This window comes from Pseudolactococcus reticulitermitis (genome assembly GCF_002260845.1).
GTDB lineage: Bacteria > Bacillota > Bacilli > Lactobacillales > Streptococcaceae > Pseudolactococcus > Pseudolactococcus reticulitermitis.
In genome coordinates, this window is sequence record NZ_BEDT01000001.1 from 751,387 (window position 1) to 766,590 (window position 15,204).

The window sequence follows — 15,204 nt, forward strand, 5'->3', positions numbered from 1 at the left end:
TTAATGTTTAAAGATAGGTATTTCTGAAAAGACTAGTTTCTTGACTTCTACCCCTTCAGTTTCAAAAATGACAACTTCATTTTCCCCCACACGAAGAAAATCTTTTGGGCAATACAAACTATAAGTTGGACCTTCTTGCCAATAACGACCTAAATTTACCCCATTGACAATGACGACACCTTTGCCATACGCCGAACAGTCGATAAAGGTATCCGAAACTTCTGGTAACTCAAAAATCACTTTGTAAAATGACGGCTGCTTGACATTACGCCCCGCTGAATAGTCTATTTCTGCAAGTTGCTCTTTTGAAAAATCAAGCGGATAATGCTGATAGCCTTGGTGGAAATGAATATCTTGCATAATGCCGCCTTTGATGCCCTTACTTTGGCTACTATGATTAAATTTAAAACCATAATTGACACGTCCAAGATTTTCTACTAAAAAATCTGCGGTAATTGATTCCGTCGCCTTTTCATGACCTACTAATAACTCTTGACCAATTTCTGATTGATACTGAGTTGCCTGATACTCACCATCCAGATAAATCTGAATGCGATCATCAGCCTCTACAAGCTTTAATTTTTGCTCACTTTGGTTATTTCTTAACGCCACTGAATAAAGCATATAGCCGTAACCCGTTCCGACTTCCTCCATAGCTAGTGGATAGCTACTAGCTATGGATTGTGTCAGTGTTTTTTTTGTATTGAGTAGAGAGACACTCTGAGCCACCTTAAAATTGCCTAGATATTTGACTTGTTTCCTGCGTGGCGCTGCTTGCCATACCTCTGGACAAACTTCTTTAATGGCTTTCTGAACCAAATCATATTTTTCAGTTGGCTCCCCAGACTCTGTCAAGAGAGCATCATAATCATAGCTAGTAATCTGAGGCATGCTTCCTGTCTCACGCGCCGAACACCCATTGTAAAAGCCAAAATTTGTTCCACCATGAAACATGTAAAGATTAAGCGATCCGAGTTCTAACATCTCTTTTACTTCTTGGGCTAAATCTTTCGGATCACGTTTGATAATCGGTTCTCCCCAGCGGTTAAACCAGCCGTCCCAATATTCCATACACATCACTGGCCATTTTTTGCCATGTTTCGCCATGAATTGAACTAAGGCTGCGACGTTTTCTTTCGAGTGACTGCCAAAATTACCCGTTACAAGCACATCATCTTCAATGAGACTACCTGCTTCTAGCGCTGCTTCCCATGCCCCGTCAGACGTAAATAGCGGTACAACAACACCGTATTTTTCCATTATCTGCTTGGTTTGACGTAGATACTCTTTTTCCATGCCATAAGAGCCGTACTCATTTTCAATCTGCATCATGATAACTGGTCCGCCTTGCGTAATCTGTAAAGGCAGAAGCTTAGGTAGTAGCTCTTTAAAATAGGCTTCAACTTTAGCCATAAATACTTTATCCGTTGACCGCAATCGGATTTTAGGCGTTTTCAAGAGCCAAGCAGGTAGCCCACCAAATTCCCACTCCGCACAAATATAGGCAGAAGGACGCAGTATGACCATCAGCCCAAGGCTTTGCGCAAGTTTAACAAAGGACACGATATCCTTCATACCTGAAAAATCAAAAATACCTTCTGCTGGTTCATGAATATTCCAAGGGATATAGGTTTCAACCGTATTGGCGCCCAGAGCTTTGAGATTATATAAACTATCCTCCCATTGATTCGTTGGTATTCTAAAATAATGAATGGCACCACTTATAATCTTGATCGGTTGGCCATCAAGTAAAAATTCTTCTTCGATCTGAAATGATTTCACAACATCCTCCTCATCAAGCACTTCAATATTAATCAATATTAAAGAACTGTTCACACAACAACTAGCCAATAAAAACACCTAGTCATATTGATCTATATTCAAAATTTACCAATATCTATGCCAGTCTGGTTTAACTAATCTCATCAATGCTTCAAAATAAAAGTAATCTCCCCACAGGTTAGGTTCATCTATCCCCTTACCTTCTGCGTAAGCATAGACCCCATGTTGCAGCAAACCTTCATTTTCTTTATCAGTCCAGTTCGTATATTTTTCCCCTAATTGATAAATGAGACCTTTGGCAATTTTTTTCGAATCTGGATAGCTTTTTAACTTTTCTGCTTCTAGTAAGCCACATGCCACAATCGCTGCAGCAGAGCTATCTTTTGCAGACGGATTGGCATTGGTAAAATCAAAATCCCAGTAAGGTATTAAATCTTCTGGCAGATTGTCTATAAAAACTGACACGACTTTGCTATAAAAATCTGGTAATTTGTCGGAACCAAGATAACTCTCAATTAATGGTATGCCTAATATCGCCCAGCTCTGTCCTCTCGCCCATGTTGACTGATGACTATTGCCTTGGTGGGTTGCACCTTGAAGTGGCGCGCCTGTCTTGACATCAAAATAATAGGTGTGGTAGGTACTAAAATTATCACGAAATATCGTTTTAAGGAGTGTTTTATAATGACTTTTAGCTATTTCTGCATAACGTTCTTCTCCTGAAAGCTCTGTTGCCATCAATAAAAGTGGCAAATTTAAAATAGAATCAATAATCAAACGATATTCCTTCGCATCACCATATTTTCCCCAAGCTTGGATAAACTGTCCTTTTTCATGATATCTTGCAACCAAAACATCTGCCGCCTGTAAAAATGTTAATCGGTCACTTTCTTTTTTCGTGATTTTATAGGCTGCACCTGCGGATAAGCTATAAAGAAAACCAATATCATGATGGTCCAATACAAAGTGCTGATCTAGTCTATCTTGAAAACTTTTGACATTCTTGTCAATTAATTCTAAAAATGCTTTTTCTCCCGTCCATTCATATGCTAAGCATAACATGCCTGTCCAAAAGCCATTCGTCCAGTCATCATTTGCTTTAATCCGATACTTCCCTTGCGTTGCACAAGCAGACGGAAACTGCAATTGATAGCGTTTCATATTTGATTTGAGTCTTGCTACGATATGATTCATTTGCTCGTTTAACCATTGCTTATCAACCTTTTCGCCAAGCAAAATCAGTGCTTCTTTTTTATTTGTCATCTCTACCTCGACTTAATATATTAACATATTATATTATAATAGATTTAAGGAAAAATAGCAAGTCCTTCCAAAGGATAATTTATCATCCTTTTAGTCAAACAAAAAACACCCTCTCTGTTGACGTGCTGATTTCATCTACTCTGTCCCTAATATTTTCAATATTTAGAATTTTATATTGACATTTTTTGTTATTGTTTTATAATATTAAGAGTAGAAAGAGAGTGTTTTATGTCTAAATATGAAATTTCAGATGCAAAAGTATCAACTGTTTTAGGAATTATTTTTGTCCCTTCTTTGGTCGTGTGGGCTTATCACCAAAACAAATACACCTTAGACGGTCAAGCCATGACTGGTGGTCGTTTTTACTGGCGTTATTTTGGTTGGTCTTTACTGACAGGGATTCCTTTTGTTGGGCTAATCTATGGACTTGTTAAGTTAAACGATATCGTTGAAACACGTAATGACTTAACACGCAAACTTGCAAAATTAGATCAGCTATCAGACTGAATTTTAACACAAAAACACCTCTAACATTCTGTCAGAGGTGTTTTTGATGGCTTGATTTAAAACTTAGTCTCACCCAAAGCGGCTTGTGCTGCTAGGTTCAGGAGTGACCATTGCCGATCAAAGCCAGGCTGGAAGAAGAAATCTGCTTCTGCTAAGTCTTCTAATGTTAAGCCAGTCGTGATGGCAAGTGCTAGTGTATTGATATGGGCTGTCACATCATAAGTTGACATGACTTGTCCACCGAGGATTTTGTGTGTCTCTTGGTCATAATTTAACTTGACATAGACGTCTGTATTGCCGTCGTTTTTAACAAAACTTGGGCGCAAGGTATCTTTGAAGAAACTGCCGGTCATGGTAACGCCTGAACGGGCTGCTGAGAAATCATTGAGACCTGTCATGGCAAATTTATAGCCAAAGACTGAGAGGGCACTTGTGCCTAACACACCACGGAATTTTTCTGTTGGTGTCTCTAACTCGATATGACGCACGATATAACGCGCCTCACGACGCGCTGTTGATGCTAAGGCAACGGGCGCATGTTGTTGACTGGCAATATTCAGTGGTAAAATCGCATCTCCGACCGCATAAACAGCTTTGGCAGATGTGCGCAAATAGTCATCGACTTTGATTTGGCCACGTGGTTCTAGGTCAACTAATCCTTTGAGCCATGCTGTGTTAGGTGTGACACCCGCTGCCACAATCACGAGGTCAGCAGCAATCGTGCCAGTCTTTGTCTCAACGCCAGTGACTGCATCGCCACCGGCAAAACCTGTGATGCTTGCCCCTAGTGCTAAGTCTACCCCATTTGCCGCAAAAACAGGCGCTAGAATATCAGTTAAATCTTTGTCGAGGTAGTTGCCGAGGACATCGTCAATCATGTCAATAATCGTCACTTTTTTGTCTGCCTTGGCAAAGACTTCCGCAGCCTCAACGCCGATATAGCCAGAGCCAATGACCACAACGTTTTTAACAGCTGGGTCTTGCATCTTTTCTTTGATGTTAAGCGCCCAAGCACGGCCACGCATGAAGAAGATGTTTTTCTTATCTGCACCTGGAACAGGTAGCGCGGCTGGTGTGACACCAGATGATAAAATCAGTTTATCATAAGTATCTGTGAAAATGTCACCTGTTACCAAGTTTTTAACTGTCACTTCTTTTTTGTCCGCATCAAAACGTAAAACCTCATGTTGCGAGTTGACCTTACCACCACGCTTTTCGATGTCTTCTGGTTTGAAATTGCGAACATCGTCAACACCTGAGACTTTGTCTTCTAAAAATAGTTGCATGCCACATGACAAGAAAGAAACGAAATCCCCTTTTTCATAAATCGTCACCTCAACATCTGGATATTTGTCCAAAAATTCCAATGCTGACTGGTGACCCCCGTGGCTTGCGCCAATGATAATGACTTTCATGTTGTTCTCCTTTTTTTAATTTAATACCCTGACTAAAACTGACGCAATCAGACATTCAGTAAATAGAAAAGGCTTACATCTTTAGGATACAAAAATGAAAGCCTTTTTACTATTATTTTGTTTATAAATTTTCGAATAAACTATCTGCCGATATGTCGCCGCGTTGTCTTAATCAATCCCCTGATTTTTGAAGTAATCTCATCAGACGCTAACAAGTCTTCATTGGATAAATGGTTGCGAAAACGCCAGTAATGGAAAGGATTTTCAGGCTGATTAATCCGCTCTAAGCTCTCGTCTGCTAGGCAATGTGAGGTCATGGCGAGCAAATCCTGTAGCGGAAAAATAGCTAACATGGCATCAGAATTCATATGACGCTGGATGATTTCAGTCGCGATTTCCTGTGTCATAAAGCCGGGTGCAGTCCCCCACCAGTGCATGACATCATTGTAATATTTTTGGGTGAAAGCTGGGTCCTCTTTCCACCATTGACGTAGCGTTGAGGTATCATGTGAAGATGTGGAAACAACGGACAAATATGGCGCCCAGTCTAAATTATTGACGGCGTGAGCGCTATCTGATGGCATCCGCTCAATCATCAAGCGTAAAATCTGCAAATGCCACATGACGTCAGGCACATTCTCAGGCACCATACCGAGGTCTTCTCCACAGGCTAACATATCCGTGGCATTTTTAATCACGGGCAATTTTTGATAGGCTTTTTCTTTCCAAAAGTCATTATGACGGGTGTAAAAATAGTCATTGTACAGTCTCGTCAAGTTTTGTTTGACTTGCTCATCGCCAAACTCACGGAAGCTCAGAGTTTCCATCAATTTGATGCGTGGCTGATAGAGACCTGGTGTTCGATGATCTGCTAGAAACAAAACATTTTCTTGTAAAGCAAAACAAATATCTCGTAAACGCTCATCTGAGACCTGGGCTGCTATTTTTTTCTGCGTGTTGTACTGCTCTTTAAAGCGATAGTTACCATTGCCACGGGACTCTAAAAACTCAGCAAAGAGGCGATCGTTATACGCCCCTGCAAGCTCACGCACGACCCAATCTTTGATGAAAGGCTGTGTGAACCGGTCTTCTCCGCCCCAACTTCTGAAAGGAATATGATAGGAGTTTTCAATGTCGTCAATTGTTAAGCCAAGCGCAGGTGAAAACTGCCCCAAAAGCGCTCGAACACTGTGATTGGGGATTTCCCAGATTCGGAAGAAGCCTAGAATGTGATCTAATCGGTAGGCATCAAAATATTCCCGCATAACAGTTAGGCGCTGTTGCCACCAAGCAAAGTTGGTCTCTGCCATGTTCTCCCAATTATAAGTCGGAAAGCCCCAGTTTTGACCGGTTGCCGAAAAAGCATCCGGTGGCGCACCCGTTTGCTGATCCATATGATACAAGCTTTCATCCGACCAAGCGTCTGCTGAGTCATGGGCAATGCCAATGGCAATATCTCCTTTAAGCCCTACCCCGAGCGAGTGCGCATAATCGGAAGCAGATTTGAGCTGCTCATGGAGTAAGAATTGGACAAAGTAATGGAGATTAAGACCAGATGCTGATAATTTTTTCAGTTTATCTTTAGAAAACTGAGCAAACTCACCCCATTGCGAAAAGTCAGCTGTCTGATGCAAGTCTCTCAGATGGCAGAAAGCCGCATAAGGTTCAAGCCAGTTACGATTTTGTGCAAAGAAATCCAAGAAAGCCATACTAGCAAAAATGTTTTTACTCAGTTTCTCATAGCCAATCTTGATATAGTGCCATTTGGCAGCCAAGACAGCTTCATAATCAATGGCTTCCAAGGCATTGAGGGTCTTTTGTTGGGCATCAAAAGCTGCTTTTTCTGTCTCCGTTAAAACCATTCGGATGTCAGCCAAATCAAAGTAAATCGGATGCAAAGCAAAAACAGAAATCGCCCGATAAGGATAACTGTCTCGCCAATCCATAAAGGTTGTTGTATCATTAATCGGCAGAATCTGAATTAAATCCATACCTGACTTGGCTACGAAATCAGCAAAACTTTTCAAATCCGAAAAATCGCCCACACCAAATGATTGCGCACTCCGTAGCGAAAACACAGGAATCGCAACGCCAGTGTGGTAGGGAATACTTGTGTGTGGTTCGAGTTTATAATCTGTTGTAACCATGGTGATTTCTCCTTTGCCAACAAGGCTTTTAATGGTGTCTGAGCTGAGCTTTTGTAACACACTATCAAAAGTCTCCAGCCGTTCTTTCTTTATCTCTCTTTTAAGGCAATTATATCACAAAATGTAACCGTTTTCACATATTTGTATTATATTTGTGATTTGCAAACCCTCTATCATTATTTGCATTTGCCGATTGATCGCAGAGCCATTTTTTTTAAAGCAAAAAAAATCGCCTGACGACGATTTTTACTTGATTTTATTCAACTGAGAAAAGATACGGGTAAACAGGTTGTCCACCTTCAAAGATCTCGACTTCAACATCTGGATACTTATCTTCAAGTTCTTCTGACAAAGTCTCAACCAGTTGACGGTTACCATCAGCACCGATATAGATACTGATAATTTCTGCCTCTTCATTGCTGGCTAGCATTTGAACAAAAGTTTCTGTCAAGACACCATGCATGTCTTTATCTGACACGACGATTTTATTGTCAATCATGCCAAGCCAGTCATTTTCGTGAATTTCAAGCCCATCAATGGAGGTATCTCTAACAGCATTGGTCACTTGACCACTGATCACTTCTGACAGATTGTCAGTCATGTCAGCTGCATTTTCTTCTAATGTTTTACTTGCTTCAAAAGCTAGTAAGGCAGTCAAGCCTTGTGACACTGTCTTAGACTCAACGACTTTCGCCGGAATATCAACAACGTCCGCAGCTGATTGGGCAGCCATGAAGATATTTTTATTATTCGGTAAAATAATCACGTTGTGCGCATTGACCGTTTCGATGGCTTTGACAATGTCTTCAGTCGATGGGTTCATCGTTTGACCACCAGAAATCACATAGTCAGCACCCATATCTTTGAAGATTTTCGCCAAACCATCGCCAGCAGCAATCGCAATCACTGCGAATGCTTTTGGTTCAGCAGATGCTTGAGGCGCAGCACCATTGGCTTCCTTGATCACTTGCGCATCGTGTTGCTCACGCATATTGTCAACTTTAACTTTGACAAGGGCACCATATTTCAGCCCTTCTTGCATGACAATGCCCGGATCTTCTGTATGGACATGGACTTTGACGATTTCATCATCATTGACTACTAACAATGAATCCCCGATTTCATTTAAGTAATTACGGAATGCATCATAATCGAAAGCTTTCGTTACAGTCGGTCCTTGACCGATGCCAACCATGATTTCAGTACAGTAACCGAATTTGATATCTTCTGTTGCCACATGACCTGCGACTGATTTGTGATGCTCAGCATTGACCATTTCATCCATGACAGCTGGTGTCGCTTGGAATTCTTCAGATGTCAAATATTCGCCCGTCGCTGCTGCAACAAAGCCTTCTAAGATGTAAACTAAGCCTTGACCACCAGAATCGACAACACCGACTTCTTTCAGCACCGGCAACATATCCGGCGTTTTAGCCAAGGCAACTTTCGCCCCTTCGAGCGCTGCTTTCAGCACGTCGATTGCATCATCAGAACTTGCTGCTTTTTTGCCGGCAAATGCTGCTGCACCACGAGAAACGGTTAAAATTGTCCCTTCGACAGGCTTCATCACCGCTTTATAGGCAACTTCGACACCATTTTGGAAGGCTTTGGCTAAGTTTTCAGCCGTAAAAACATCCGCATCTTTAATCGCTTGACTAAATCCACGGAAAATTTGTGACAAAATAACGCCAGAGTTGCCACGCGCGCCCATGAGCAAGCCTTTTGATAAAATAGCTGCCACTTCACCAACTGTCGTCGCATGATTATCAGAGACCGCTTTAGCACCATTGGTAATCGTCATCCCCATATTTGTGCCTGTATCACCATCGGGTACAGGGAATACATTAAGCGAGTTGACATACTCTGCTTGGTTATTTAAACGCGTGCTCGCTGCTTGAATCATCTCCTGAAACAAGCTTGCATTGATTGTATTTGTCATCTTATTCAGCCACCACTTTCACATTTTGTACGAAAACATTAACTGAATTCGCTGTAATGCCCAGTTGGTTTTCTAAATTAAATTTAACTCGTTCTTGCACATTTTTAGCGACTTCAGAAATTTTAACGCCAAATGAAACAATCACATAAATGTCAACATCAACACCATTAGCATTAGCAGAAATCACAACACCCTTGGCGTAGTTCTCTTGACGCAAAAGTGTCTTAAAATTATCTTTGACAGCATTTTTGCTGGTCATACCGACCACACCAAAAATCTCTGTTGTTGATGCGCCAACAATTGTTGCAATCACATCATTTTCGATGTCAACTGTCCCATTTTTTGTATTAATTGTCACAGCCATAATTTTTTCCTCGCTTTACAATCTAGCCTGTTATGAACCTAGTATTTTCAACTAGGTGTGCCTTGTGTCTTACCGTATTTTTCAACGTTGGATGCCATCACGCACCACTCAACACCTTTTCTCTCATTTTATCACAATCCGGCTAATAAAAAAACCGTGAAGTCTTTTCACGGCAAAATAGTTCTAACCAAACCAAGAGCTTTTGAATCATTTGGCCCAACGTATCGTAGACTCAAATTAACGCAAAAGCACTTCGGGTACCTCTAAAAACTCAGATTTGCCCCTTTTGGCTAAATTTCCCTATCGCGTCGTTATTGCTCCGAACCTTGCAATAGCAAGCTTTGTCGCAATGCCTAGCGCTAGAAAAAAATTTATCTCAAAAGGCATCAAAAGCAGTTTTTAGAGGCACCCTCCTTTTGTTCTTCATTTGATCAAACACACGTCTTAAACGCGTTCAACTGAAAGGTTTTTAAGTGCACGAGCTGAAGCCCATACTGATTTCACTTTACCATTTTCAACGATTTTAATTTTTTGCAAGTTAGGTTTCACTTGTTTTTTCGTTTTGTTCATTGCATGTGAACGGTTGTTAGCTGATGAAGTCTTACGACCTGTAAAGTAACATACTTTAGCCATGATATATTTCTCCTCGAGTATTTTTTTGTTAGTCAAATTCATAACATACTAGAATATTATACCATGTTTTGACTTAAAAGCAAGCGATATTTTGGATTTATTTTAATGTTATCACTCCCTTTTTAAGCACAAGCCTCAAACTGAAAGCTCAATACCCATTTGGATGGCTTTGCTGCCATTTCCAAGCATTGCTAATCATTGTTTCCAGACCATTTTTGGCCTGCCAACCTAACACTTGTGTTGCTTTTCTTGAGTCGGCAATTAGCTCATCTGGATCGCCCAGACGTCGGTCGCCCATTTGACTTGGAATGTCTTGCCCAGTCACACGGCGCGCTGTCTCCAAAACTTCAAGATTAGAATAACCTTTACTAGAACCTAGATTAAACTGATCTGATTTGCCACCTGCTTTTAAATATTCAAGAGCCTTGATATGGGCATCAATCAAATCTGCCATATCGATGTAGTCTCGAATGCAAGTCCCATCTGGTGTCTTGTAATCATCGCCAAATATTGTGATATCGTCACGTTGTTTGAGTGCGGTTTGCAAGATAATTGGAATCAAATGGGTTTCGTGTTGATGCGCCTCGCCAATTGAACCATCGGCTTTGGCACCAGCAACATTGAAATATCGAAGTGCGACATAAGTCATGTCAGTCGCCTGTGATTGCCACGCCATCATTTTTTCCATCATGAGCTTGCTTTCCCCATAAGGATTGATCGGGCGTTGTGGCGTCGTTTCTGAAATTGGCGATTTTTCTGGCATACCGAACGTTGCGGCAGTTGATGAGAAAACAATATGTTTCACATCAAATTTTTCCATCGTTTCCAAAATTGACAGACAGCCTCCGACATTATTGTCGAAATACATGACTGGTTTTTCCATCGATTCACTAACAAGAGAGTAAGCACAAAAGTGCATGACACCCTCGATATCTTTTTCAATTTCAAATGTTTTTTCAAGAAATGCCCGATCACGCACATCCCCTTCATAAAAGCGAATGCTTGCATCAATCGCTTCACGATGCCCCGTCACTAAATTGTCTACCACAGCGACATCATAGCCGTTTTCAACTAACATGGCTACAGCATGACTCCCGATGTAGCCAGCTCCTCCTAGTACTAAAACAGTCATCTATTTTTCCTTTCTGCGATTTCACTTTGTGAAATCTTGAAACTTGACCTACGCTCACGCTCCGTCCAAGCGAGGTCATTTGCGAACTACGTCCACTCAAAGGCTTTCTGAGATTTCACTTTGTGGAATCTTGAAACTTGACCTACGCTCACGCTCCGTCCAAGCGGGGTCATTCGCGAATTCAAATTCGCTCAAAGGCTTTCTGCGATTTTGACCTATTTTTACTCAAAAACTCATAATCATACGCAATCTACTTCATTGATAAAATCTATAAACCGATCAAAGCCTAATTTTCCTTGTGCATCATCTTTAAAGACACCCGCATCTTGAAGGACTTTTTCAAATACTTCTCCAACTGCTTGCTGTACCTGATACTGGACGTCTGCTTCTGTCACTTGGGTCGTTTTTTTCAATTCCTCAGCCCATGGCAGATGGCGCTTGTCTATTTGATTGGGTTGACCAAGGAGATATCTTTCAACCTCTTTAAGTTCAGCTTTCAAGCGTGGCGGAAGAATTGCAAGCCCCATGACTTCAATCAAACCAATATTTTCTTTTTTGATATGCTGCAAAGCCGGATGCGGATGAAAAATACCATCAGGAAAGGCTTCACTGGTGTTATTATCCCGAAAAACTAAATCTAAAATATAAGTTTCACCCTCTTTTCTAGCAATCGGTGTCACCGTATGATGTTGAACACCATCCGCAGTCAACGCAATAATTTGCAAGGGTACATCACTATAATGTTGCCATTTTTCTAAAATTTCAGCGCTAGCTGTCAATAACTCTTCTTTATTACGACTTTGAAGCCGCAAGACTGACATGGGCCAATTGACAAGCCCTGCCTTTATTTCGGGATATTTTTTTAGTTGAATATCCTGACGAATCGCTGCCTTCATCATTGGAAACCTATATTTTCCGGCTTGATAGTGGTCATGCGTTAAGATTGAGCCACCCACAATCGGCAAGTCAGCATTGGAACCAATCATATAGTGCGGAAAGACATCTAGAAATTCAAGTAGATTTTCAAATGCCAGACGATTCATTTTCATCATCTGATGTTTTTCATGAAAGATGATGGCATGTTCTGGATAATAAGCATAGGGTGAATATTGAAAGCCCCAGTTTGCTTGATTCAAAGCTAAGCGAATAAAGCGGTGATTGCTTCTTGCTGGGTGGTTTCCGCCACCATACAAGCCTTCATTTTCAAGGCATAGGAGACATTTAGGATAAGATGTTGTCGCCTGTGCTTTCGCTGCCGCAATCATTTTCGGATCTTTTTCAGGTTTGGAAAGATTAATCGTAATCTCCAAATCACCGTACTGTGTGGCGTGCTTAAAGACGATATTTTTAGCAATATCACGTGTTTTCACCTGATTGACTTCACGCGCTAAGGCATAAAAGTAATCCGTCGCACAATCTGGATTTTCTCGATATTTTTGCCAAAATTGACGATTGATTTGACTAGGATGTGGTGTGACAAAATCCATCAGCGCTGCTTCATAACATGCTGCATCAATTGTGTCAAACTGCTGATTTTCACGCGCAGCACTGAGCAATTGATCCATTAGAGTCAAGGCATCTGATTCAGTTTGCGTCGCTTCTGGCTGCTCCCAGTCATTCATTCCCAGAAAATGAAGCAGTTGATTTCGCAAGTAGACACTGTCCATCGCTTCAATCGCGCCATTTTTGATTGCTAGTTCTACAAAATTTTGAATGGTTTGATATATTGACATTTCTACTTCCAATTCTAAAAGGTGCATAGCACCTTATTTTCTCTATATTACATTTAATCAACTGACAATTTTGTTGCACCTGAACCAATTTGGGCAACATAGAAACTTGCTGGATAACCCATCTTTTCTTCGTAGACTTCGCCAACAACTTTTTCAAAAGTTGGCACATTGTCATGCGCGACTAATGCAATCGCACAGCCACCAAATCCTGCACCAGTCATCCGTGCGCCCAGCACACCCGGTTGTTTTTGTGCTGTTTCAGCCAGTGTGTCGAGCTCAATTCCTGTCACTTCATAATCATTTTTCAATGACGCATGAGATGCGTTGAGCAATTCGCCAAATTTCGTTAAGTTTCCTGCTACAAACGCTGCTTTGGCAATTTTCGTGCGATTATTTTCGTAAACGGCATGACGCGCACGTTTAATCAATGTGTCATCACCAATCAAATCGGTATTCGCATCAAATGCTTCATTTGATAATTCTCCAAGTGATTGAATCGCCAATTTAGTTTGCATTCTTTTCAGCGCCTCACGCGTTTCAGCAAAACGTTCATTGTATTTTGACTCTGTCAGCGCACGTGGTTTATTGGTGTTCATGATGACAATATCATAATCACGTAATTCAACAGGCACCATTTCATATTGCAACGTATTGCAATCTAGTAGAATGGCTTTCTTCACTTCGCCAAATCCAATGGCAAATTGATCCAAAATACCTGAATTAACGCCGATAAACTCATTCTCTGTTTTTTGACCCAGCTGAACCAATTCCAAACGTGGGACGCCCAACTTAAAGAGGTCATCAAGCGCAACGCCAACCAAAAGCTCAAGAGATGCCGAAGAAGATAAACCTGACGCTGTTGGAATTTCACCCTTAATTAAGAGTTCAAATCCCTTATCAATCTGATAACCAGCTGCTTTTAAAGCCGTTATCATTCCTTTGACATAGTTCGCCCAGCTGTCGCCATCCTTGACAGAACTATGCGCTAGGTCAAATTCAATCACGCCTATATCAGGGAAATTTTCTGAGTAGAGTTTGATTTGATTATCTTGACGCAATCTTGCAAGACCTGTTGTACCGATGGTAATTGAAGCTGGAAAGACATATCCACCGTTATAGTCCGTATGCTCGCCTATGAGGTTAATCCGACCCGGTGAGAAAAAGTATTCGACACCTTCGCTATCGCCAAATACGGCTGCAAATTTTTCTGTCATTCCTGACAATACTTTACTATTTTCTACGACCATTGACATTTGTATTCTCCTTTAATCTAACTTATAAATCGTCGTTGCTTTGTAAGTATCACCCGCTTTAAGTGTGATATTTCCTAGTTCTGGCAGTTGCTGTGAGCCTGGTGCAATTTGACATTCAAAGGTAATGCCACCGTGATGGGCGATTGGTTGACCATGAAAAACAGTGCCTAAGTCTCCAAAATTAGCAGTAAAGATGACAATGCTAGGTCTGTCAGTGTAGACAGAAACAGCGATATCGTCTAACGTCAACCTCGCTTGTTCTTTGGCAAGCCCCACCTCATCAAGCAAGAAGGGATGATCAATGCCACCAACTAATTGCACTTGCTCGAGATCAGCATGCAATGCTTCAGTTAATTTTCGACCTGAACGAAAGTCCAATGCCGTGTCTTTCAACTCAACAATATCGCCACGAATCACCTCTGTCTTATCTTTTAAGGGCACAAATCGTGAAGCAGCGAGTGATAAATGATGGTCGTCAACAGTTTGGCTCGCATCACCAGTCAAGTTGAAATAAACATGACCCGTTGGATTGAAAACAGTTGTTGTCGTCGTTGTGGCTTCATAGTCAATCTGCCAATGATTATCATTATCAAACGAGTGTGTCACAACCATTTTAAGTTGACCCGGATAGCCATTCTCGCCAGCATTAGATGTCAAGCTGAATTTCACTGCTACTTTATCTGAAGACTCGATTATCTCATAGCGCCAAAGTTTTGTGTGCATACTTTCATCGCCACCATGTAGCGTTTGCAAACCGTCATTCTGATCGAGCTGAATCGTTTCCCCCGAAAGCGCAACTAAGCCATCCTTGATACGACCAGCCGTTCGACCTACTGTCGCACCCGGATAAGCATCTTTTTCGATATACTCTTGCGCTGAATCAAAGCCTAAAATCAAGTGTTTCCCATCTTTTTGCCAATCAACAATTCTAGCGCCTAAATTGGTAAAACTGATTTTAACACCTTGTTTGTTGATGATTGTGATTAAGCTACTGCCCAATCCAAAATCTGTTGTCCTTATGTCCATGCTATTCCTC

12 protein-coding genes are annotated in these 15,204 nt (G+C 41.3%); 1 reads left to right on the forward strand and 11 read right to left on the reverse strand.

Translation table 11 applies throughout. The features are described from left to right. Both RsY01_RS03615 and RsY01_RS03620 read right to left on the reverse strand, forming a co-directional pair. Positions 1 to 1,782, reverse strand: coding sequence for a glycoside hydrolase family 35 protein (locus RsY01_RS03615; protein WP_094784183.1), 1,782 nt, complete (start codon positions 1,780 to 1,782; stop codon positions 1 to 3). 105 nt (positions 1,783 to 1,887) lie between these two features. Continuing rightward, complete coding sequence (locus RsY01_RS03620; protein ID WP_094784184.1) at positions 1,888 to 3,045, reverse strand: glycoside hydrolase family 88 protein; 1,158 nt, start codon at positions 3,043 to 3,045, stop codon at positions 1,888 to 1,890. A gap of 228 nt (positions 3,046 to 3,273) precedes the next feature. On the opposite strand from RsY01_RS03620, the gene RsY01_RS03625 reads away from it, so the two are divergent. Continuing rightward, positions 3,274 to 3,552 carry a hypothetical protein gene (locus tag RsY01_RS03625; RefSeq protein ID WP_094784185.1) on the forward strand — a complete coding sequence of 93 codons (279 nt, stop codon included), beginning with the start codon at positions 3,274 to 3,276 and terminating at the stop codon, positions 3,550 to 3,552. A 56-nt stretch (positions 3,553 to 3,608) separates the two neighbouring features. Here RsY01_RS03625 and RsY01_RS03630 read toward each other — a convergent pair whose 3' ends face one another. The 9 genes from RsY01_RS03630 to RsY01_RS03670 form a co-directional block, all read right to left on the reverse strand. Further along, positions 3,609 to 4,967: an FAD-dependent oxidoreductase gene (locus tag RsY01_RS03630; protein WP_094784186.1), complete on the reverse strand. Its 1,359-nt coding sequence runs from the start codon at positions 4,965 to 4,967 to the stop codon at positions 3,609 to 3,611. Between the two features lie 140 nt (positions 4,968 to 5,107). Beyond that, complete coding sequence (locus RsY01_RS03635) at positions 5,108 to 7,114, reverse strand: 4-alpha-glucanotransferase (protein ID WP_094784242.1); 2,007 nt, start codon at positions 7,112 to 7,114, stop codon at positions 5,108 to 5,110. 256 nt (positions 7,115 to 7,370) lie between these two features. Next, positions 7,371 to 9,053: a DAK2 domain-containing protein gene (locus RsY01_RS03640; RefSeq protein WP_094784187.1), complete on the reverse strand. Its 1,683-nt coding sequence runs from the start codon at positions 9,051 to 9,053 to the stop codon at positions 7,371 to 7,373. 1 nt (position 9,054) lies between these two features. After that, positions 9,055 to 9,417, reverse strand: a complete 363-nt coding sequence (locus RsY01_RS03645) for an Asp23/Gls24 family envelope stress response protein (RefSeq protein WP_094784188.1) — start codon at positions 9,415 to 9,417, stop codon at positions 9,055 to 9,057. Positions 9,418 to 9,861: 444 nt separating this feature from the next. Next, complete coding sequence (gene rpmB, locus RsY01_RS03650) at positions 9,862 to 10,050, reverse strand: 50S ribosomal protein L28 (protein ID WP_003140443.1); 189 nt, start codon at positions 10,048 to 10,050, stop codon at positions 9,862 to 9,864. 148 nt (positions 10,051 to 10,198) lie between these two features. Then, complete coding sequence (gene galE, locus RsY01_RS03655) at positions 10,199 to 11,182, reverse strand: UDP-glucose 4-epimerase GalE (protein ID WP_094784189.1); 984 nt, start codon at positions 11,180 to 11,182, stop codon at positions 10,199 to 10,201. 239 nt (positions 11,183 to 11,421) lie between these two features. After that, a complete protein-coding gene (gene galT / locus RsY01_RS03660; RefSeq protein WP_094784243.1) occupies positions 11,422 to 12,915 on the reverse strand; it encodes a UDP-glucose--hexose-1-phosphate uridylyltransferase in 1,494 nt (497 codons plus the stop codon). 53 nt (positions 12,916 to 12,968) lie between these two features. Continuing rightward, complete coding sequence (locus RsY01_RS03665) at positions 12,969 to 14,168, reverse strand: galactokinase (protein WP_094784190.1); 1,200 nt, start codon at positions 14,166 to 14,168, stop codon at positions 12,969 to 12,971. A gap of 12 nt (positions 14,169 to 14,180) precedes the next feature. Continuing rightward, positions 14,181 to 15,194 (reverse strand): aldose epimerase family protein, encoded by a 1,014-nt coding sequence (locus tag RsY01_RS03670; protein WP_094784191.1) that lies wholly within the window; start codon positions 15,192 to 15,194, stop codon positions 14,181 to 14,183. Positions 15,195 to 15,204: the final 10 nt, after the last annotated feature.

What these genes read in the sequence shown, in the direction of transcription:
- RsY01_RS03620 (WP_094784184.1), bottom strand. Translation starts at nt 3,045, where the DNA reads ATGACAAATAAAAAAGAAGCACTGATTTTGCTTGGCGAAAAGGTTGAT.
- RsY01_RS03625 (WP_094784185.1), top strand. Translation starts at nt 3,274, where the DNA reads ATGTCTAAATATGAAATTTCAGATGCAAAAGTATCAACTGTTTTAGGA.
- RsY01_RS03630 (WP_094784186.1), bottom strand. Translation starts at nt 4,967, where the DNA reads ATGAAAGTCATTATCATTGGCGCAAGCCACGGGGGTCACCAGTCAGCA.
- RsY01_RS03635 (WP_094784242.1), bottom strand. Translation starts at nt 7,114, where the DNA reads ATGGTTACAACAGATTATAAACTCGAACCACACACAAGTATTCCCTAC.
- RsY01_RS03640 (WP_094784187.1), bottom strand. Translation starts at nt 9,053, where the DNA reads ATGACAAATACAATCAATGCAAGCTTGTTTCAGGAGATGATTCAAGCA.
- RsY01_RS03645 (WP_094784188.1), bottom strand. Translation starts at nt 9,417, where the DNA reads ATGGCTGTGACAATTAATACAAAAAATGGGACAGTTGACATCGAAAAT.
- rpmB (WP_003140443.1), bottom strand. Translation starts at nt 10,050, where the DNA reads ATGGCTAAAGTATGTTACTTTACAGGTCGTAAGACTTCATCAGCTAAC.
- galE (WP_094784189.1), bottom strand. Translation starts at nt 11,182, where the DNA reads ATGACTGTTTTAGTACTAGGAGGAGCTGGCTACATCGGGAGTCATGCT.
- galT (WP_094784243.1), bottom strand. Translation starts at nt 12,915, where the DNA reads ATGTCAATATATCAAACCATTCAAAATTTTGTAGAACTAGCAATCAAA.
- RsY01_RS03665 (WP_094784190.1), bottom strand. Translation starts at nt 14,168, where the DNA reads ATGTCAATGGTCGTAGAAAATAGTAAAGTATTGTCAGGAATGACAGAA.
- RsY01_RS03670 (WP_094784191.1), bottom strand. Translation starts at nt 15,194, where the DNA reads ATGGACATAAGGACAACAGATTTTGGATTGGGCAGTAGCTTAATCACA.